We start from the raw sequence: 18,616 nt of genomic DNA on the forward strand, positions 1-18,616 counted from the left end.
TGTGACAAGATTTTGTACTTTTATAGATCATTGAAATATCCACCTAATAACGTTTACAATAGGGTAATTTAACATAATATTAGGATGTAAAGGCAAAAAACATCAAATGAAAGACCATAGGTAATGTTTTATCGGATTGATTTTAAGTGATTTAAACTATTTAATTTAACATAATGTATACTGAAATAATAGAAAAACTGAACATATTAGGCGGAAATACAGAAGGTGTAAGCGCAGAAAAAAACTTCGCGGAGAACTGGAAGAGTCTGAAATTCAGCAATTATTTATACGATAAGGAATGGGATGTTTATGGAATAGATCAATTCTACGAAAATAAAAAGAGTTTATATGCCAATAATAATGAAGTTTTTTATCAAGATTTACTGGAGCATTATTTTTCAAATCATGAACAGTTTTACGGCCAGGATTTTTATAAAGACTGGTTGTTTTTGCCATTCAAGGAAGACTCAAAAGATTTTGGCGAGCTAGATGGGTTTGTAGAGGAAAATGAAATCAGAGAAACCGTACAGGGAACAGAGATGGAATTTATCTGTATATTTTATTCGTACGGATATCCGGATCATTATTTTGTATGCCTTACAGATCCTAACCAAAATAATCCGACAGTATACAGCACAGACCATGAAAATTATTTTGAGGAAATTGAAAATAAAGGAAGCCTTGAAACTTTTCTGGATAATTATATGACCAAAGAAGAGTTCTTAGAAGTCGTTAAAGAATATCTGGAAGAAAAATTTGGAAAATAATGGATTCTGAGTAGGTTAATACTCTATTCTAATAAAACAATAAAAGTCCTATAATTTATATTATGTTAAATTGAATATTGTATTCATTTTTCCAAAAGTGTCATTCTCATTTGGCTAGCCTCTATCTATTATAATTTTAATGAGATGTATAATCAACGTTTTTAGGGTAAGTTCAATAGGCAATTATCACTCAAGTCCAGTACTTCAGTTTTCCTGGTGCTTTGCTAGCTGACTTCTATTTAACTATTTCACGCAATTCAATTTCTAAATCCTTCTTATCCTTTTCCTTATAAAATTCAGAAGTTGCTAATGAGTTGATGAATTCTTTGAACGTTTCAGAGTAATCTTGTTTTAATTGGATCTTAGCCTTTATAATATTTAAATAAGCCTCTGAAAAGTTTGGATAAGAATCTGTCAAGATTTTCCAAGCTTGAATGGCTTTGTCATATTGTTTTTCATTATAAAAGTACCAACCTTTTCCATTTAAAATACCCAGTGAAAAATTGAGTTTTACGCCGTAATTGGACTGTATTTCTTTATCTAATGATGATTTAATACTTAAGTCTGTTTGTTTATTTGAAATATACTTTGACTGAATAGCAGACCAATCTTCAAATATTTCATAAAGAGCTGTGTTAATAAGTAAACCCGGCGTTGCATTATGATCTGCATTTTTAAACCTATACCCTTTCATATCTAAAAATGGATTGTGAATATTCTTAATGACTGAATCCATCTTAACGAAATCTTCAGGATAATCGTTTCCAATTCCATAGCGATAATACTTTTTTATAGGAAATGAACGCCTATTTAATTGACTTATTGAATCTGTTAAGTCAACATTTTCCTGAGTAAAAAACGGGCTCATAGAAATAATTCCATTCAAATCAGCTATTCTTGAATTAAATAGAGATGTTGTGAAATATCCATATCTCGAATGACCAATTAATAACCTAAAAGCAGAGGCTTTGTAATCTCTTTCAGCTAGTGGGATCAGTTGTCCAAAAATAAATTTTTCATTCTCAAGGGCAAGTCCGTTTGGATCAGAAATTTTGTACTGTGTTTCAAGATAACGATATCTTTGTTCTGATTGAACACTTATTATGATAGAGGAAGGAATTTGTTCATTACTCGTTAAATAGTCAATTGTATTGAGAATATAATTATTACTTCTTTTATTTTGCTTATCAAATACAATAATTAATGGGAATTTGTTCTTAGACTTCTTTTGCCATTCTATGGGAACCATTACAGAAATTTTTTTCTCAAATCCCAGACTTGTTGACTTTATTATGGTGTCTTTTAGTATTTTATATCTTTCGTAGTTCTGGGCAAGCAGTGAAGACGCTGCGGAAGTGAAAATTAAAAGAAATAGTAAATACTTTCTTATCATGGCATATTAGTTAGGACTCAAATTTATGGATTGTGCTGATAAAATTTGTAATGATGCTACTATTTTTTCAATTTTACCCATAAAAAGCTCCAAAATCCGTAGACTTTGGAGCTGATTTTAAAAGCAGCCTTTCAGCTGATCTGTTATTTCTTGATTATTTTAGTGAAAATATGATTTCCTTTTAATAGATAATTCCCTGATGGATAGCCAGTAAGATCAATACTGTTTTTTCCTTTATTTAAAGTCATATTTTTAATGATTTTACCGGTGATATCGTATACATAAACATTTTCGTTTTCAGTAGACTCTACAGTTATCACTCCTGTTGTTGGATTTGGATAAGCTGGGCTGGCTCTAAATCCATAAAATAATCCACTGCCGTTGGATACTTTCAATTTATAGGTGGCCTGGAGAGGATTTGTATTTAAAGATGTCCCAAAAGAAATCGTAATCGGGCTGCTGCTGTTAGAGGTTACAGAATTCATAAGTCCGCTATGCTGAGGATAGCCTACTTCTTCCCAGCTAATGGTGTAGCTTGTTCCGGTGCCACCAAAAGTTATTGAATTATCAATGGTGCCATTTACATTGGGCTTCCACAAAGTAATAAATTCAGTCTGCGCATAGGAAATGAAAAATAAAAAGAAAAAAATGATTATTAATTGTTTTTTGTACATACTTTAAAAAGAGTTTTAAGGTTAAAATTTGATTTACTAAGACAATAAATTTCCCGGGATTCTTTATCTTATTTCTACTATAAAGATAGAGACGCACAGCGACAGAACTTGTCGTATTAAAACAAATTACCTCTTTTTTTTAAGTTTTTTTTGGATTAATTTTTATATAAATAAGCTTGGTAAAAACCACCCGAGATGGTATTGTACTATTTAAGAACCTTTGTATAAAATCGACCAAATGCTATTTTTCTTTTATAGGATCTTCTCTATTCTGTGGTGAGAATTTTCTTTAATAATAAAATAGCTTCTTCCAGCTCTTTCTCATTCATTGAAGCAAAGCCAAATCGAAAAGCATTTTCTTTTTCACAGATTCGTTTGATTTGTAATTGTGAACTCATTTTCAATGTATTAATATTGTATGGATGTTTTAATTGGATCCAGACTGAAAGACCACCATCTGGTAAAGAAAAAGATGCGTAAGGTCTTAGATGATGATGCAAAAGTTTATTCAGATAATCTCTCCGTTGATGGTAACATTTTTTTGTTTTCTTCAGGTGCCTTCCTAAATCTCCATTTTTAATCAGTTCAGCCAGAGCATTTTGCATATATCCGTCACCACCAATATCAATCACTTTTCGTAAGGTGAGAGCCTCCTGGATAAAATTTTTAGGAGCCACCATAAAGCCAGTACGAATGGAAGAACCTATTATTTTTGAAAAGGAACCAATATAGATGATGTTTCCTTTATGGGCTCCACTTGCCAAAGGTAAATAAGGAGAGGAGGAATAATGATAATCATAATCGTAATCATCCTCAATGACTGCAAACGAATACCGGTTTGAAAGCTCCAATACCTTCATCCTTCTTTCCACGCTCAATGTTACCGTTGTAGGATAGTGATGATGAGGAATGATATATAAGGCTGCTACCTTTTTCCTTTTACATATATTTTCGAGAGCATTGATGTCTAATCCGTTTTCATCTACAGGAATTTCCACAACAGAGGCTTTTGTCTTTTCAAATGCGCTGTTGGCAATAGGATATCCTGGTTTTCCTAAAATAATAGTGTCTCCTTCCTGTAAAAGCAATTGAGCTGATAAATAAATACTCATTTGTGCACCATGGGTAATCAATACATTATCAGCAGAAATATTCAATCCTCTTGTCACAGATAAGTATCTGGACAGCTCTTCTCTTAATTTTAGTGTCCCTTGAGTTATCCCGACCGCTGCATTTTTAATTGTAAAACTTTTCGAGGTATAGCTGCGGTAAATTTTCAACAATTCATCTATAGGAGAAAGTCGAATATCAGGATGTCCATCATCAATAAAAATTTCAGGAGCCGCAATGAGTTCCTGCTGAGACGGATCTTTCTTGGATGTATGAAGTGGAAGGTTGAAATTATTTTCATACGATACAGATGAATCATGAGCGTTCCATTTTTGTGGTTTTAGATTGGGAATATTTTCAGATACCCTGACTTGTTTCCGGGGAATAATTGATATCCAATCCTGAGCATTGAGCTCCTCATAGGCCGCTGTTATAGTTTTGCGGTGTACACCCAGAATTTTTGCGAGCTCTCTGGTACTGGGAAGAGGCATTCCAGTGGGTAAATTTCCATTTTGTATAGCATTAATAATAGATATTGCGATCTGTCTGTAGACAGGAAGCTTTTTTTCTTTGTCGATACTGATGATATGTTCAAACGGAAACATTCTGGACTACTTTATATGTTCAATCTGGAGTACAAATGTAGTCCAAATTAAATATAATTTTGTCCTGTAAATCAAAATAGTTTTTGAGAAATAAATTTTTAATTGAAAGTAAAAGTATGATAACCGTAATATTTGAAGTAGTCCCTAAAGAAGGGAAAAAGGATGAATATTTAGATATAGCAAAGACCCTAAGATCAGAGTTGGAAGAGATTCCCGGGTTTATTTCCATCGAACGATTTCAAAGTCTTTGGACTACTTTATATGTTCAATCTGGAGTACAAATGTAGTCCAAATTAAATATAATTTTGTCCTGTAAATCAAAATAGTTTTTGAGAAATAAATTTTTAATTGAAAGTAAAAGTATGATAACCGTAATATTTGAAGTAGTCCCTAAAGAAGGGAAAAAGGATGAATATTTAGATATAGCAAAGACCCTAAGATCAGAGTTGGAAGAGATTCCCGGGTTTATTTCCATCGAACGATTTCAAAGTCTTGTGGATCCTAAAAAGATCCTCTCCCTCTCTTTTTGGGAAAATGAAGAAAGTATAAAAGAATGGCGCAACAGAACTACGCACAGGAATGCACAGCAGGCAGGACGAAACTCTGTGTTTGAAGATTACAGATTACGGGTAGCTTCAGTAATACGAAATTACGGGATGTCTGAAAGACAGGAAGCTCCCTCAGACCGTATTTTTTAAAATAATAATTAAAAAAGATAAAAAATGATTACCTATCAAATTGAAGAAAAAATTGGAATAGAAGAATTTACACAGGTCCTGATAAATTCTACATTAGGAGAAAGACGTCCGATAAACGAACCGGAAAGAATAATGGGAATGCTGCAGCATGCAAATCTTATCGCAACAGCACGTGATAATGGAAAATTGATCGGAGTATCTAGATCATTAACTGATTTTGCATTTTGCACTTATCTTTCAGATTTGGCAGTTGATGAGAATTACCAAAAGAAAGGAATTGGAAAAGAATTGATCCGATTGACAAAAGAGCATACTCCAAAAGCTACACTGATTCTATTAGCAGCACCAAAAGCTGAGGGTTACTATCCTAAAATAGGTATGAAACAATGGGAACAATGTTATCTAATAAACAATATAGAAGATTTGAAATAATGAAATACCATTCATAATAATAAGAAGACATGTGTATAAAATACATGTCTTCTTTCAGGTATAATAATTGGGTTTATATGGTGATTTTTACCCCTGCTGAAATATTAATTCCAGGAAGCGGACTTAGAAATTTCAACTGAGAGTTCTGAAGCCTTGCCTCAGAATTCAACAGATTATTTCCTATGATATAATATTCCAGATCACCGATGCCTAAACTGCTGTCTTTGTAAGCTAAACGGACATTCAGTAATGAAAATGCCGGCATAGGAAGCTCAGGATTAATATTTTTCCCTAAATATTTTTGCTTTAAATAATGATCTAAACTTAGATTCAGGCTGAAGTTCTGTATATTGCCTTCCAGATTGAATCCAAAACGGCTTGTAGGCATATTGGGCATATAATCACCATCGCTCCATTTTCTTATCGAGCTGTCGGCTACACTTATATTTCTCACCAGATCATAATATCCACCTATCTCCCACTTCCCTATTTTCCCCAGATCTGCTTTATAAGCGGCTTCTGCTTCCATTCCGTTGATTTCTGTATCATCAGAACGCCATTCTTTGACAAGGAAAACTTCCCTGGAAAGTCCTGTGTGGGCAAGATAAATGTAATTTTTATAAGACGTATGGTACCAGTTGGCAGATACTCTGAGGTTTTTTAGGTTTAAGCCCCCTCCTATTTCAACTGTATTTGCGGTTTCCTTATCCAGCCTGTCATCACCATTTTCTTCCGTGAGAATAGCAAAATGATTATTTCCTGAGTACAGTTCGTTCACTTCCGGTGCTCTTTCGGAATGATTATATTGTACTTTCAGATAGCCTTTTTTGAAGATATTCCATTGAGCAGCACTATGGAATTGATGAAGAGTAAAATCTCTGTCACTGAGTTTTCCACCGGAAAGTCCGCGACTTCTGACATATTTATTATCTGCTTCTGCCCTGCGTTGTACATGATCGTTTCTATAGCCAAGATCCAGTTGAATGATATTAAAGTCAAGGTGTTGCATCGTAAAGATTCCGATTTCACGGCTTATATTGTTGGGTAAGTATCTCTGCCCCCACTTCCTTCCATATCTCTGTATTGCACTTCAAGACCTGTGGTTCCGGTCAGGAATTTTAATTTCTGCTGTGCAATTTCCAAACGTCCATTGTGTTGGTTTACAGCAAACTGATTGGCTCTGAAGCGGTCAAGAAGTTCTGCGTTTTTTGAAAATACTCCCATATAATTTAGCTTGATACTGGAAATTGGGGAATGGGTAAATCTGTAACCTGTTTCAAACATTGCTTTATGGGATAAACTTCTTATATTGATGGGAAGATACTCTATTTCTTGCTGTGGCTTTCCATGAGTATGTGTGGGTATTTTGGGTATTGCATACCCTGGGACTCCAAAATAGGAATAAGAGTTTTGATACGCCCCTCCTGCATAAAATGATTTCCCTATATAGCTGGTTCCGATATAAAATGAATTGCTTTCCGAATGACTGTTGGGGATTACTCCGTCTTTTGTCTCTACATAATCCCTGATTCCGTTTACTTCACTTTTATAACGGTCTTTCGAAGGATCCTGGCCGGGAACGTACAAATCATTCTTTGGATTGGGATAATTTTTACCGTCAGCAGGATTATAATAGGTAGAACTGAAGGTATAAAGATCATCTTCTGACAGTTCATAATCTATCATATGATCTTTAGCAAACTGACTGATGAATGGGAAAAGACTTTTGTTCAACACACGTCTTGAATCCACATCTACCTGACATAGTGACTGCAAAATACTGTTGAAGCCTACCAATGCAGGATCATAACATCTATCGTCTTTAGATTTTCCAGGAATTGTGACCCTATCCTGCTTATGATTGCTTCCTCCTACGGCCCATACCCAGTTTTTAGCAATAATTCCCCGGGCTGAAAATGCTTGTTTCTGTCCACTGTTGCTTCCCCCTTCAAGAAGTCCTCTTACATTTAGCTTTTTATCCGGTAGTTGTCTGGCGATATAATCAGTTTCAATATCAATAGCGCCTCCAATAGCCTTTCCTCCATATAAAACTGATGCAGAATTCTTGTAAACAGTAATGCTCTGAACATTGTTCATCTCTATATCCGTATTAAAATCGGGGCTTATCCCGGAAAGATCATTCACTGCCGTTCCATTTTCCAGTATTTTTACCCGGTTTCCACTCAGACTTCGGATAACAGGAGCTCCGGAATTGGGACCATATCCCGAATTTTGTATCCCGGGAATTTTACTCAATGTTTCTCCTAATGTATTGGATTGAATAAAATCCAGCTTTTTTCTTGAAATGTTTACAGAACTGTAATTGGTTTTCCCCTGTATCTGGATAGATTCTATGTCTTTTACGGTTTTTTTTTCAGGAGTGAGTTTCTGCGCCTTCAGAATGGATGAGGAATACATCAGCGTGCTTCCCATCAAAAATAAACGGTCTTTTTCATGTGCATATACTTTAATGATCCGGCAAAGCTAGATAATTAAATCTATTAATGCAACAATGTTGCTTTATTGGTTTGATTTGGAAACCGTGTAATTCAATTTAATGTATTGAATTACAGTGATTTATTTTTAATTCTCAGACTCTATGTTTTCTGTAAAAGCATAAAAAACCGCTCTTTCTAGAGCGGTTTTTTAAACCAATGCTTATGTATATCAATCTTTGTCGTCTGGTTTGTAAAGTTTTTAAACTTACATTATTTCGGATATTTTATAGCCTCCGACACCTCTATTGGGTTGTTGTATTGTTTCAAACGAGACTGGATTGTTTTTGTCATTTCTCTGAAATCAGGCTTTACCTCTTTACCTTTTTCATCTATAAATTTTGCTTGCACATTTTGTGATTTCATTTCTCTTAAAGGATCATTGTAATAATCTAAAAATACCTTCTGTAACTGCTTTTGTGGGATAGTAAGGGCTTCTTTATACATATTCTCAAAATCTAAAATATCAGATCTTTTCTTTATTGAATATAGGTTAAACTTATAAGAACCAGTAGAATCTTCCATCTGGACAATTAATCCGGGTAAATTTCTGAATATATATGGCCCTGCCTGAATGGGCACATCCTGAGTGTACCACGCCTCCCAAGTTCTTCCTTTGTATTTTAAAATAGCTTTTCTACATAAGTAAGTACCTATTTTTTTTGTTTCGGATTTTAATTCCCAATTTAGTTTTACCAATTCTTTTATTTTGTATACATCACTAATAAAAAAATAATATTTAAAACTTAAATTTTCCTCATAATTAATCACTGAAAAACTATTATCTCCTATAGCAGGTTCTTTAGATCCTGTACTTCGAAGTGAATCCACCTGGTATTGTTTTTCAGCCAAAAATTTAGATTTACCTCCCTGAACAAAAAGGATCATATTTTTATGGGTTGTCTCGGAACTTAAGGAATCTTCTTTATAAGTAAGCTGATAATCAATCCGGAAATTTTGGGCATAAAAACTAGAAGACAAAAAGATGAGTACTAAACTTTTTAAAACTTTATAATGCATAATAAATAGAGATTTATTATTTAATTTTTGATCTTTTAATTAAATTCTGTGGTGTAGGGATTATAATTGCAATCCACTGTATATCCGGTTTTACCTTTCACCGGAATATAAGTTGTTGTACAGCAATACCTGAATTCACAAACATTGCATGGCTCAATCTCCTCTCTTTTAATACTCCATAATTTTGATAATTTTTTCACAGTGTCTGTTCTTATTTTTTCAAAATCATCCAAAATATTTCCGTAGCTGTTTTTATCTGAAAAATTGTATTTTATATTTCCTTTTTCATCAATAAAAATAGTCTTAAACAATGCTAAATTGTAATTTTTTGCCACATTGTAGGCATTAATACCTATGGCGATATCGTACAGATTGAACCGTGTTAAAAATAATTTAGAATCATCACAGGTGATATAATTTTTAATAATATCATTATTTTTTAGAGATCGTTTTTTGGGAGAATTAAATAGGGTAATAGAGGTGATCCTTTTATTTTCATACACTTTCTTATTTATCTTTTGGTACGGAAAAGACAATGATATATTAGATACCCGCGAATATTCCAGGGATGATAATACTGTCATTAATTGTTCCATACAATTATCATTATCAATATGGAGATGCAGCCTTTTAATCCCTAATTGTTGAATGTTTTTCGAAAATACATCTATATTATCATAAATATGTTGTGATAATATAACCGTTGTAAAAAGGATCTCGGATGTATCTTCATTGTTGCTTATATCAGATAAATCGGGAAAAGATGAGTTGCTGGAATAAAAAATAAATTCTTTTTTTTCTAAAAAAGTCAAATATTCTTTTGCCGTTTTATGTCCTTGATATTCTTCCAAAACATCACTTACTTTTCTTCCTCTGATATCTTCTACAAAATCTATCAAGGTATTGGGTATGAATTCTATAGTTTCTCTTTGGATATCATATATAGTACTTCTCTCAAAACCCCTTACCAATATACAACAGGAAAAGAAGTGAATATATTTGTCTTTATTGTTCTGTATATAAATTGATCCCATCTTTGTATATTCTTAAACAGTGTATTTCTGATTGATGAATAGATGTCGTGATTTGTCTACTCAGATTATTTCTTCTTGCCTTTCTGGTATTGGGAAAAGGAAAGATATTTGAAAAAACAACAGGAAAGAATTCCTTTTTATGTTTTAATTCTTTTATTAAACTTTTTTTCATGTATTCATAGTTTTGAGACAATGAGCGACTTCATAATGAAGATTATAATTACAAGGTAATGAAGTCATTCTAAACTGACCGGAAGGATTCACTTCCAAAAAATAATACTCGCCGTCATCGGCTTTTATCATGTCTACAGAACCTGTATTCAATCCTATTTTTTTCATCAAAGCAGATATTTTTTTATCTACAGGATCTGGAAGACTATAAGACACATATCTGTTAGGACTCTCGTAGTTGACTTGTCTGTAATCTGTTTTTGTTTGAGCATCATTTTGAGAAAAGATAGCCATACTGTAATTCTTCCCGTTCAGGTGGAAAATCCTAAGCTCATATTCTTTGTTTATCATTTCCTGAAATAAACTTGGAAAGAAATTTTTATAGCTTTTGATTTTTTTCTCGCTTAATTGAGTGGTGAAAAAAAAGAAAGCTTTATCATCAATACCGATGACTGATCCTTCATTGATCGATTTAGTAATATAAGGCTGGTCGTAGTTTAAATTATCTGAATTGTTGGTTATATACGTTTTAGGAATTTTAATGCCTATTTCATGTGCCGCCATTAAAGTTCCTATTTTAGTCATTGACTCTAGCTTTTGATAATGATTAAGCCATTTTTTATCTTTTAAAAATTCAAAAAAATATTTAATGTTGATATATATTCTGATTCCAGATAATTTAATAGTTCTATATTTTTTTCTGTTTTTATATTTTCTTTATACCTGTTAAAGAAACCGAATTTCCTAAACCAAACACATTTGACTTCTGACATGTCCACTTTTCCAAAAAAATTATTCTCTACAATCAGTTTAGGATGTGGCTGTAATTCAACATACATTTTTGTTTTTCCGTTAAATAAATCTAAATCGTTGATTCTTATATGCTTTTCGCCAAGAATAGACAAATGTTCCATTACCCAATTCGTATCATCATCATTGGGAGTAGATAAAATTAAAATCATGTTATAATAATTTGAAAAAACTATTTGGGAAGTAAATTAGTTGGATTGAGATTGGCCCATTTGAAAAAGACCCTTCCCTATGGAATACAAAAAAAGACAAAAAAAGTCACCTCAATACATTTGAGGTGACCATTTTTAGCTTGTTACTACTTACGATCCCAAGATGAATCATCAGCTGTACCACCATTATAAATAAGGGTAATACATTTTGCCATTTCAGCATCTAGAACAGCTTGGTTTTGTAATCCTGCATAAACAGTTTTTAAATCACCCAATTTTTTACCTTTTAAGGATTCTAGGGATTTTTAGAATTTTGATTTTCTTTTTTCATGGTTAAAATGTTAAAGATTAGATTTCAAATGTATAGAAAAAAATATACTAACTCTAATAAAGTGTGATCTTTTTTATTATGTTAAATCCTTTTACACAAGGGTTTTGCGGGATAATTCAAAAATAAGTGATCTTTTTTATCAAAGTTTAAAATGGATGTTTAGACACCAAAAAGTGTGTTATAATAAGGGTTAAACACAAAATACGATCATGTGAAAATACTTCGTTTTTTAGATTAATTTTCTATTAGTAAAAGCTAATAACTGGATAAAAAAATTTCATAAACAAAGTATTTTTTCCATTTTTATTGTTATTCTTTAGTAATAAATGCTCAGAATTTTAAATGTAAATCTGCATATATTGGAAAATTTCAGGTAAATAATAGCGAATATGGAATTACAGTCATTGAAAGAAACAGTATATTCCAGATTGAGACTAACAAAAATGGGTTTTAAAGCACGATATAACATCAGCTGGGTTAATGACTGTAGTACAAATCAAGAAACAGAAAAGTTATAAATGGCAAATCCCATGAAGGAAGTGCTCCTGATAATATATTAATAGCTAAAACCCTTAAAGTTGTGAATGAAAAGGTTTTCTTAAGACTTAGTTCGAATTTTTCTGACGAAGTAATGGAATGTGAGATGGTTAAAATTAAATAATGTAGATTCTTACATTTAAAACCTTTCGGGTTTGTTTCAATATTAAATTTTTTTGAATAAAATGAAATTTGCTAAATGAAGAAATGTTTAGAAATGGGGGTTATTTCTTTTTTAATTATAGAGGAGGTTCTATTTTTCCCAAAAGTTTAATAATCCATTACAGTCTGTTGCAATTAGATTAAAACTACTTGGAATTTCATCCCATTTGCTCCAATACGTTACTAAACGTGTGCCTGCAGGTGTTTTGTCGAGCTGTTCTTTTACATACTCTGAATAAGCAAAATATAAATCTTTGTCCGTAGTTACTGTATTATCAATTACAGATAACGTATCTATATTTTCGTAAAAAGAATTAAAAAATAGAATGCATCGTAGTCGGAAAAAGAGATTTCATTGATATTGGAGTGTATAAATTCTACATTAGTAATTTTATGTTTGTCTGCAATTTTTTTTGATATTTTGGTAAGAGATGCCCTTTGCTCTACTCCAAAAAACATTCCTTTTGTAGAAGCCGCTCCAATCAGACAAAATTTTCCGACACCAGAGCCAATATCCAGTATTTTACTATTAGGCTTCTCCGCAAGATACTCAGCTGCCATTTTTGCTATGGCAATTGGAGTCCAATGCTGGCCTGCCAGTTCTTTGATGTGTACGGGATATAGGTCATTAAAGGTACTGTCTTTAACATCAATATTTAATTTGATATCATTAAAAATCATGTGATAAGGTATATATATTCTTCATTGGTAGAAAATTCATTGGTATGAATCAAAAAACATACAATCCCATGAAATCTATTGTATAGAATTCAAAAAGAATTATAATAGGCAAAGTTACTCTAAAATATTACAAAGCCTTGAGATCTAAGAATTTTTCAGAATAACTTATGGTATATACACTACAGATCTCTCTCTTTCGAGATTTTATATAAGCGCTTATTCTGTTTTGTCTTTTTTCATAAAAGCTACAGCATCTACTTCTATCAACATATTATCCAGTGCTAATTTTGGAACCGGAATTAAGGTACTTGCCGGAAATTGATGACCCTTCCATACTTTATGAATTTCTTCTGACCATATTGTAAGTTTTTCCTGGTTATGATCTACAATCAGAATGGTAATTTTCAGTACGTCTTTCACTTCTAATCCATAGTCAGCCAGTACCGTTTTTAAGTTCTGCAGTGAGATTTTAACCTGGGTTCTGAAATCTTTAGACAGATGATGATTCAAGCCTTCACCTCCGCTTTGTCCGGATATGAATACATATTTTCCTTCACATTCAGCAGGTGCTGCAGAGTGAGAAAAAGCATAAGGTGTCGGATCAAAAAGAGTTTTGGGATTTTTGTATTGGATTGTATTCATATTGGTTTGCTGAGTGTTGTTGACTGTATTTTGTGAAAATGCCAGAAAACTCATACAGAGCGCCGGCAGACTTAATACTATAGATTTCATTGTATTTCTCTTAAAATTATTAAAGCAAAAGTAGACTGCTAAATTGTAAGAAACCTTTACATATGTTGATAGTATTTATTTTTAAGGAAAGTAAATTTGCAGATTTTCATAGTATGTACTAGCTGTACATAAAAATACCGCTCTTTTCAGAGCGGTAGAATTTTTTAATGTCAAAACTTACTGATTAGCAAGTAGAACCACACTCAAGTAATTTGATGTGGATTACACCATTCACAACACATTGTGTTTGGCATAAAGCGTTAGTTACGATAGTGCTTACACCACCTACTACTCCACCTACTGTAGAACCTACACCGCCAACAACACCGCCAACGACTGTTCCTACACCTCCTACTACACCTCCGATAACACCACCTAGTCCACCTAGTAGTCCACCGATTGGATCTAGTAATCCGTTACCTGAAATAGTTTTTAATTCGTTTCTGTCCAATTTTTTTAAGTTTTTCATAACTATAATTTTATATGATTATTACATCACGAATATATGAATAATAAATATATGATTGCAAGTTTTTTTGAATAAATTAATTAAATATTTATATAATTTAATATTTCATTAATATAAAGTATTTTTAATGAAAATATCATTTTTATTTATATCTGATTGATTTTCTAAATGTTAAAAATAATAACTCAATTTGTGAAATTTAGAGTTATTATTTTTGCATCATATTCTATTTATTTGTGCTTATTATTTAAATTTTACAATACCCTCTTTATTTACCCAAAAACAAGATTCCTGTGCCTTGAAAATTGATTGTATGAAGCCCTTAAATTCTCTTTTTTTGAAAAACGGGAACAATGAAGTTAAATTTCTTTACTTATGATGGTAAAACCTGTCATAGTTATTGATAACGAATTCAAATTTTGTATTTTTGCTGACATACTTTTTTCAATGTCAATTTTTTCAAATAATATACGCTTTTTAAGAGCTAAGAGAAAGCTCTCTCAACAGAATGTAGCTGACGAACTGTTGATCTCAAGAGTCCGTTATTCCAAATATGAGAACGGGATATCAGAACCGCCTATCGAACTGCTGGTAAAAATTTCCAAATATTTTCATGTAAGTATTGATCTTATGCTGTCTGTAGATATTCAGAAATATCCGATAGATGAAATGCTGAAACTTCCGGATAACAGAATCGTTCTTCCTGTGGCTGTAGATACTCATGGGAATGATACCATAGAAATTATTCCTCAAAAAGCTTCCATGGGATATCTTGAGGGGTACAGTGATGTAGATTATATTGAGAGCCTGCAACGTATTGCCCTTCCCTTTCTTAACAATGGGAAATATAGAGCTTTCCCTGCAGATGGAGACTCTATGCCGCCATTCAGAAATGGTTCCTATATTGTAGGAAAATATGTAGAAGGAATCAACGAACTGAAACCGGGTAAAACCTATGTTTTTGTAACCCTGAATGATGGTATTACTTATAAACGTTTTAAGGAAACAAAAGAAAATACAATCTCTGTAAGCGCTGATAACTCTTTCTATGAGCCTTATGATATTCCTTTTGAAGAAGTGGTGGAAATCTGGCAATATGCTTCAGGAATTTTCCCGGAAGACTTTGAGCCTGGTGATTATGAAAGTTATAATTTTAAAGAAATGTTCCGTGAACTGAGACAGGATATCAAAGATCTTGATAAAAAAGTTTCAGGCCGCCGCCGTAAGCAGTCTTAATATTGATATAAATCTTACTTACTTATATAATAAAAAAAGTACCGTATCATCAGATACGGTACTTTAAGTATGAATTCGGGTGAATTGAAGTAGTTAATGATGTGTTTTTTTAAGGCCTGACGAATGATTTTTTTTGAAAAGTCCATTTCCGGGGGCATCTCCGGAAATGGACACACCACTTTACATCATCCAAATCACAACTAAACTATGAACAGGGAAGCGATAGTTTGTGCATCGCTACCACTTAAAACTTCGTCGTATGCTGCAGAACCTGCTGCTGCGCCAAATAAAGTTGATGTATTGTAACCTGCTTGGTTTACAATGTCTTCTCCGGCGTAAACCGGATTGGTGGCTGAAGGCATATTTCCTCCATCGGCAAGCTCAATCCATCCTTTATTAGCTCTCATTCTTCTTACCTGTGAAGCATGTCTTGCTTCAACGGAATGAATCTGTAATGCAGCCTGAAGCACTACTTTATTGGACATAACGTTTCCGGCCTGTCCTTTATAAGCTCTTACTCCGGTATCTTCAAAAGCCTGAGCAAGAATAAGAAATTGATTATAACTTGTAAAAGGGGTAAAATTTCCGCCTGCTGTAAAATCGAAAGTAGGTTTATTCCCCGGAGTTGTTCCTAAAGAAGTGAGGGTGCTTTTCAGGAAGCTGACATGAGCTGATTCATGTTTTGAGATCTGCATAAAGACAGTTCTGTCACCGTTGGGAATCAATCCCGGTGTAGATAATCCTATGCTGTAATATTCATTTTCAAGATATTCCAGTACCAATGCTAATTGTAAAGCATCTGTCAGTGTACTTTTTAGTGCAGCACTTGTTAATGTTTTCGTAGTTTCTGCTTTGGCAGGAGTAGCCATCAGCGCTCCCAATCCAAGGGGTACCGCTGCTGTAGCTGCTTTTTTTCCGAATAATGACATATTCGTAATGGTTTCCAGCCTTGAAGCTTCTGTTGTGAAAAACTTATCATAAGAAAGTTTATCCAGTAATCTAAGAATATTCATAATGTGAGTTTTAAGGTGAATGATTAGTTGATCCCTCTTTCTTTCCAGGTAAAAGGTGTTTTGATAAATGCTCCGGCAGCCATTACAATGTCTTTAGGCTCTTTCGCCAGATCAAGTCCGTTGGCATCAATGACATCATCTCCTGAGAAGTCAGCAGATCCGGGATTGATTAGATTTCTGATTGCAGAAGCATGTCTTGCTTCCACTGAAACTATTTTACCGGCAATGACAAGGTAAGCGGGATTGGTAATGTATTTTCCAGCACCATTATAGGCTGCAACCCCTGTATCTTCTAATGCTTTTGCAGTAGCCAGTACCGAGTTTCGGTCATTAAAATTCACATTAGGATATTGGAATTCCAGCTTAGGCAGCACATGATCTGTAGCTCCGCTTATCGCTGCTTTGAAAAAATCCCTGTGTATCACTTCATGATGATAGAGATCTGTAAAAACTTCTTTTTCAATGCTGGAAATTCCGGTGTAAAAATTATTCACCACTTTCGTGTAGAAATCCGCTTCCAGCTGCTCAAGGGCGTAGGCATAATTTAAAATTCCTACATCTCCTGTTCCAAGATCATACTTGGATTCTTCTATAATCTGAAAATCATCATTGTCATCACAGCCTATTAAAGTCAGACCTGCGACAGCCAATCCTACTCCACTTAGTTTTAAAAAGTTTCTTCTGCTGGTATCGAGAGTTACTCCCTGATTAGAAACCTGAATTGGTTTTTTCATAATATTAATTTTTTAGTGTTAGGATAAATAAAAGAAAGAAAAACAGCATATTGAAATATGCTGTTTGAAATCTTACAAATTGTTATGGCATTAAAACTGTATCTATTACATGAATAACCCCATTAGATTGGTTCACATCAGCAATGGTTACTTTTGCGCTGTTTCCTTTGGCATCTTTTATATAAAGATCTTTTCCTTTTGTCCAGAAAGTAAGCTCCTCACCCTGTACTGTTTTCATCATGCTTTTTCCGTTTCCTGCTTTTACAGCAGCCCATATATCTTTAGCATTGTATTTTCCAGACAAAACATGATACGTTAGTATGGAAGTAAGCATTGCTTTATTTTCCGGTTTTACAAGGTTTTCAACCGTTCCTTTCGGAAGTTTTGCAAAGGCAGCATCTGTAGGTGCCAATACCGTAAAAGGTCCTGCTCCCTGTAATGTTTCTACCAGACCGGCAGCTTTTACTGCAGCGACAAGAGTTTTGTGATCCTTGGAGTTGACAGCATTTTCAATGATATTTTTAGAAGGATACATAGGAGCTCCTCCTACCATTACTGTTTTTTCTTTCATCGTTTGTGCAGTTACCTTTCCGCTGAAAGCAAATGATAAAGCTACCATTGCTAAAACTGTGATTTTTGATTGTGTGTTCATTGTGTGATTATTTTTTAATTAATATATTTAGTTGTGCTTTTAATGTCATTTACGAGGTTGGTTTTGTTTTAGATTGAAAAAAAGCAAAATTTATTTTAAACATCTGTAAATCAGTCTATTATTTTTTACCGGGAACAAATTCAAGACAAACAGAATTCATACAGAAACGTTTTCCTGTGGGTTTTGGACCATCATCGAAAACATGTCCGAGATGAGAATCACATCTGCCACACAGAACCTCTGTACGTTCCATATGATAAGAAGTATCTTTTCTGTATTTGACACTATTTTTACGAATAGGCTGATAAAAAGAAGGCCATCCGCAGGTGGTTGCAAATTTGGAAGTCGAAATAAATAGAGCATTTCCACACACGGCGCAATAATAAGTGCCTTTTTCATCAAATTCATTATATTTCCCGGTAAAAGCCGTTTCTGTGGCTCCTTCTCTGGCGACCTGATAGAGTTCGGGTTTTAAAATCTTTTTCCATTCACTATTGCTTACTTTCAGCGTGTTTTCTGCGGTACGTGAGTAATAGGGATTTTTAATTTTAAAAAGGTTGCTTTGTGCTTTGTAGGTCGCTAAGGATAATGTAAGACAAAAAGCAAGTATGGTTTTTGAAACGAATGTTTTCATATTGACTATTTTTTAATTATTTTCTTAAAATCATGTACGAAATAAAAGTTGATATAGATTTTTTTGGGAATATG

Annotated in this window: 21 protein-coding genes; 5 read left to right on the forward strand and 16 right to left on the reverse strand. The window is 33.4% G+C overall.

Going from position 1 to position 18,616, the window contains the following annotated elements; translation table 11 throughout:
- Positions 1 to 173 precede the first annotated feature (173 nt).
- Positions 174 to 767 (forward strand): hypothetical protein, encoded by a 594-nt coding sequence (locus tag LF886_RS12745; RefSeq protein WP_236849920.1) that lies wholly within the window; start codon positions 174 to 176, stop codon positions 765 to 767.
- A gap of 235 nt (positions 768 to 1,002) precedes the next feature.
- On the opposite strand, the gene LF886_RS12750 is transcribed toward LF886_RS12745, so the two are convergent.
- From LF886_RS12750 to LF886_RS12760, 3 genes are all read right to left on the reverse strand, one after another.
- Positions 1,003 to 2,160, reverse strand: a complete 1,158-nt coding sequence (locus LF886_RS12750) for a hypothetical protein (RefSeq protein WP_236849921.1) — start codon at positions 2,158 to 2,160, stop codon at positions 1,003 to 1,005.
- Between the two features lie 143 nt (positions 2,161 to 2,303).
- Positions 2,304 to 2,834: a T9SS type A sorting domain-containing protein gene (locus LF886_RS12755; RefSeq protein WP_236849922.1), complete on the reverse strand. Its 531-nt coding sequence runs from the start codon at positions 2,832 to 2,834 to the stop codon at positions 2,304 to 2,306.
- A gap of 266 nt (positions 2,835 to 3,100) precedes the next feature.
- Entirely contained in the window at positions 3,101 to 4,549 is a 1,449-nt protein-coding gene (locus LF886_RS12760; RefSeq protein ID WP_236849923.1) for a PLP-dependent aminotransferase family protein, read from the reverse strand.
- 116 nt (positions 4,550 to 4,665) lie between these two features.
- On the opposite strand from LF886_RS12760, the gene LF886_RS12765 reads away from it, so the two are divergent.
- The 3 genes from LF886_RS12765 to LF886_RS12775 all read left to right on the forward strand — a co-directional run bounded on the left by LF886_RS12765 (position 4,666) and on the right by LF886_RS12775 (position 5,679).
- A complete protein-coding gene (locus tag LF886_RS12765; protein WP_236849924.1) occupies positions 4,666 to 4,836 on the forward strand; it encodes an antibiotic biosynthesis monooxygenase family protein in 171 nt (56 codons plus the stop codon).
- Between the two features lie 75 nt (positions 4,837 to 4,911).
- On the forward strand, positions 4,912 to 5,247 hold the full coding sequence (locus LF886_RS12770) for an antibiotic biosynthesis monooxygenase family protein (RefSeq protein WP_236849925.1): 336 nt from the start codon (positions 4,912 to 4,914) through the stop codon (positions 5,245 to 5,247).
- Between the two features lie 24 nt (positions 5,248 to 5,271).
- On the forward strand, positions 5,272 to 5,679 hold the full coding sequence (locus LF886_RS12775; protein ID WP_236849926.1) for a GNAT family N-acetyltransferase: 408 nt from the start codon (positions 5,272 to 5,274) through the stop codon (positions 5,677 to 5,679).
- Between the two features lie 73 nt (positions 5,680 to 5,752).
- Here the strand turns inward: LF886_RS12775 and LF886_RS12780 are convergent, their stop codons facing one another.
- The 9 genes from LF886_RS12780 to LF886_RS12820 form a co-directional block, all read right to left on the reverse strand.
- The gene (locus LF886_RS12780) at positions 5,753 to 6,688 is read right to left on the reverse strand and encodes a TonB-dependent receptor (protein WP_236849927.1); all 936 of its coding nucleotides are present in this window, start codon (positions 6,686 to 6,688) and stop codon (positions 5,753 to 5,755) included.
- A 23-nt stretch (positions 6,689 to 6,711) separates the two neighbouring features.
- Positions 6,712 to 8,112, reverse strand: a complete 1,401-nt coding sequence (locus tag LF886_RS12785; RefSeq protein ID WP_236854311.1) for a TonB-dependent receptor — start codon at positions 8,110 to 8,112, stop codon at positions 6,712 to 6,714.
- A 275-nt stretch (positions 8,113 to 8,387) separates the two neighbouring features.
- Positions 8,388 to 9,194 (reverse strand): GLPGLI family protein, encoded by an 807-nt coding sequence (locus LF886_RS12790; RefSeq protein ID WP_236849928.1) that lies wholly within the window; start codon positions 9,192 to 9,194, stop codon positions 8,388 to 8,390.
- A gap of 35 nt (positions 9,195 to 9,229) precedes the next feature.
- Positions 9,230 to 10,228 (reverse strand): hypothetical protein, encoded by a 999-nt coding sequence (locus tag LF886_RS12795; protein ID WP_236849929.1) that lies wholly within the window; start codon positions 10,226 to 10,228, stop codon positions 9,230 to 9,232.
- Between the two features lie 168 nt (positions 10,229 to 10,396).
- The gene (gene gwsG, locus LF886_RS12800; RefSeq protein WP_317207672.1) at positions 10,397 to 11,083 is read right to left on the reverse strand and encodes a grasp-with-spasm system ATP-grasp peptide maturase; all 687 of its coding nucleotides are present in this window, start codon (positions 11,081 to 11,083) and stop codon (positions 10,397 to 10,399) included.
- Positions 11,026 to 11,361, reverse strand: coding sequence for an MvdC/MvdD family ATP grasp protein (locus tag LF886_RS12805; protein ID WP_236849930.1), 336 nt, complete (start codon positions 11,359 to 11,361; stop codon positions 11,026 to 11,028). Before LF886_RS12805 ends, gwsG begins: the two co-directional genes overlap by 58 nt.
- Before the next feature lie 1,324 nt (positions 11,362 to 12,685).
- Complete coding sequence (locus tag LF886_RS12810) at positions 12,686 to 13,072, reverse strand: methyltransferase domain-containing protein (protein ID WP_236849931.1); 387 nt, start codon at positions 13,070 to 13,072, stop codon at positions 12,686 to 12,688.
- Positions 13,073 to 13,288: 216 nt separating this feature from the next.
- Complete coding sequence (locus LF886_RS12815) at positions 13,289 to 13,804, reverse strand: RidA family protein (RefSeq protein ID WP_236849932.1); 516 nt, start codon at positions 13,802 to 13,804, stop codon at positions 13,289 to 13,291.
- Between the two features lie 184 nt (positions 13,805 to 13,988).
- Positions 13,989 to 14,255, reverse strand: a complete 267-nt coding sequence (locus tag LF886_RS12820) for a hypothetical protein (RefSeq protein WP_236849933.1) — start codon at positions 14,253 to 14,255, stop codon at positions 13,989 to 13,991.
- Positions 14,256 to 14,720: 465 nt separating this feature from the next.
- Here LF886_RS12820 and LF886_RS12825 point away from each other — a divergent pair, with 465 nt between their 5' ends.
- Positions 14,721 to 15,509: an XRE family transcriptional regulator gene (locus LF886_RS12825; protein WP_236849934.1), complete on the forward strand. Its 789-nt coding sequence runs from the start codon at positions 14,721 to 14,723 to the stop codon at positions 15,507 to 15,509.
- Positions 15,510 to 15,709: 200 nt separating this feature from the next.
- On the opposite strand, the gene LF886_RS12830 is transcribed toward LF886_RS12825, so the two are convergent.
- The 4 genes from LF886_RS12830 to msrB all read right to left on the reverse strand — a co-directional run bounded on the left by LF886_RS12830 (position 15,710) and on the right by msrB (position 18,542).
- Positions 15,710 to 16,522, reverse strand: a complete 813-nt coding sequence (locus tag LF886_RS12830; RefSeq protein WP_236849935.1) for a ferritin-like domain-containing protein — start codon at positions 16,520 to 16,522, stop codon at positions 15,710 to 15,712.
- 23 nt (positions 16,523 to 16,545) lie between these two features.
- Positions 16,546 to 17,256 carry a ferritin-like domain-containing protein gene (locus LF886_RS12835; protein ID WP_236849936.1) on the reverse strand — a complete coding sequence of 237 codons (711 nt, stop codon included), beginning with the start codon at positions 17,254 to 17,256 and terminating at the stop codon, positions 16,546 to 16,548.
- Positions 17,257 to 17,338: 82 nt separating this feature from the next.
- On the reverse strand, positions 17,339 to 17,908 hold the full coding sequence (locus LF886_RS12840) for a fasciclin domain-containing protein (RefSeq protein ID WP_236849937.1): 570 nt from the start codon (positions 17,906 to 17,908) through the stop codon (positions 17,339 to 17,341).
- Positions 17,909 to 18,026: 118 nt separating this feature from the next.
- Positions 18,027 to 18,542 carry a peptide-methionine (R)-S-oxide reductase MsrB gene (gene msrB / locus LF886_RS12845; protein ID WP_236849938.1) on the reverse strand — a complete coding sequence of 172 codons (516 nt, stop codon included), beginning with the start codon at positions 18,540 to 18,542 and terminating at the stop codon, positions 18,027 to 18,029.
- Between the last annotated feature and the right edge of the window lie 74 nt (positions 18,543 to 18,616).

It is taken from the genome of Chryseobacterium sp. MEBOG07 (genome assembly GCF_021869745.1).
Lineage (GTDB): Bacteria > Bacteroidota > Bacteroidia > Flavobacteriales > Weeksellaceae > Chryseobacterium > Chryseobacterium viscerum.

Coding starts and splice junctions, on each gene's coding strand:
- LF886_RS12780 (WP_236849927.1), bottom strand. CDS start 6,688: ATGCAACACCTTGACTTTAATATCATTCAACTGGATCTTGGCTATAGA.
- LF886_RS12755 (WP_236849922.1), bottom strand. CDS start 2,834: ATGTACAAAAAACAATTAATAATCATTTTTTTCTTTTTATTTTTCATT.
- LF886_RS12810 (WP_236849931.1), bottom strand. CDS start 13,072: ATGATTTTTAATGATATCAAATTAAATATTGATGTTAAAGACAGTACC.
- LF886_RS12785 (WP_236854311.1), bottom strand. CDS start 8,112: ATGGGAAGCACGCTGATGTATTCCTCATCCATTCTGAAGGCGCAGAAA.
- LF886_RS12795 (WP_236849929.1), bottom strand. CDS start 10,228: ATGGGATCAATTTATATACAGAACAATAAAGACAAATATATTCACTTC.
- LF886_RS12745 (WP_236849920.1), top strand. CDS start 174: ATGTATACTGAAATAATAGAAAAACTGAACATATTAGGCGGAAATACA.
- LF886_RS12805 (WP_236849930.1), bottom strand. CDS start 11,361: ATGATTTTAATTTTATCTACTCCCAATGATGATGATACGAATTGGGTA.
- LF886_RS12835 (WP_236849936.1), bottom strand. CDS start 17,256: ATGAAAAAACCAATTCAGGTTTCTAATCAGGGAGTAACTCTCGATACC.
- LF886_RS12750 (WP_236849921.1), bottom strand. CDS start 2,160: ATGATAAGAAAGTATTTACTATTTCTTTTAATTTTCACTTCCGCAGCG.
- LF886_RS12825 (WP_236849934.1), top strand. CDS start 14,721: ATGTCAATTTTTTCAAATAATATACGCTTTTTAAGAGCTAAGAGAAAG.
- LF886_RS12830 (WP_236849935.1), bottom strand. CDS start 16,522: ATGAATATTCTTAGATTACTGGATAAACTTTCTTATGATAAGTTTTTC.
- LF886_RS12765 (WP_236849924.1), top strand. CDS start 4,666: ATGATAACCGTAATATTTGAAGTAGTCCCTAAAGAAGGGAAAAAGGAT.
- LF886_RS12790 (WP_236849928.1), bottom strand. CDS start 9,194: ATGCATTATAAAGTTTTAAAAAGTTTAGTACTCATCTTTTTGTCTTCT.
- msrB (WP_236849938.1), bottom strand. CDS start 18,542: ATGAAAACATTCGTTTCAAAAACCATACTTGCTTTTTGTCTTACATTA.
- LF886_RS12840 (WP_236849937.1), bottom strand. CDS start 17,908: ATGAACACACAATCAAAAATCACAGTTTTAGCAATGGTAGCTTTATCA.
- LF886_RS12815 (WP_236849932.1), bottom strand. CDS start 13,804: ATGAAATCTATAGTATTAAGTCTGCCGGCGCTCTGTATGAGTTTTCTG.
- LF886_RS12770 (WP_236849925.1), top strand. CDS start 4,912: ATGATAACCGTAATATTTGAAGTAGTCCCTAAAGAAGGGAAAAAGGAT.
- LF886_RS12760 (WP_236849923.1), bottom strand. CDS start 4,549: ATGTTTCCGTTTGAACATATCATCAGTATCGACAAAGAAAAAAAGCTT.
- LF886_RS12775 (WP_236849926.1), top strand. CDS start 5,272: ATGATTACCTATCAAATTGAAGAAAAAATTGGAATAGAAGAATTTACA.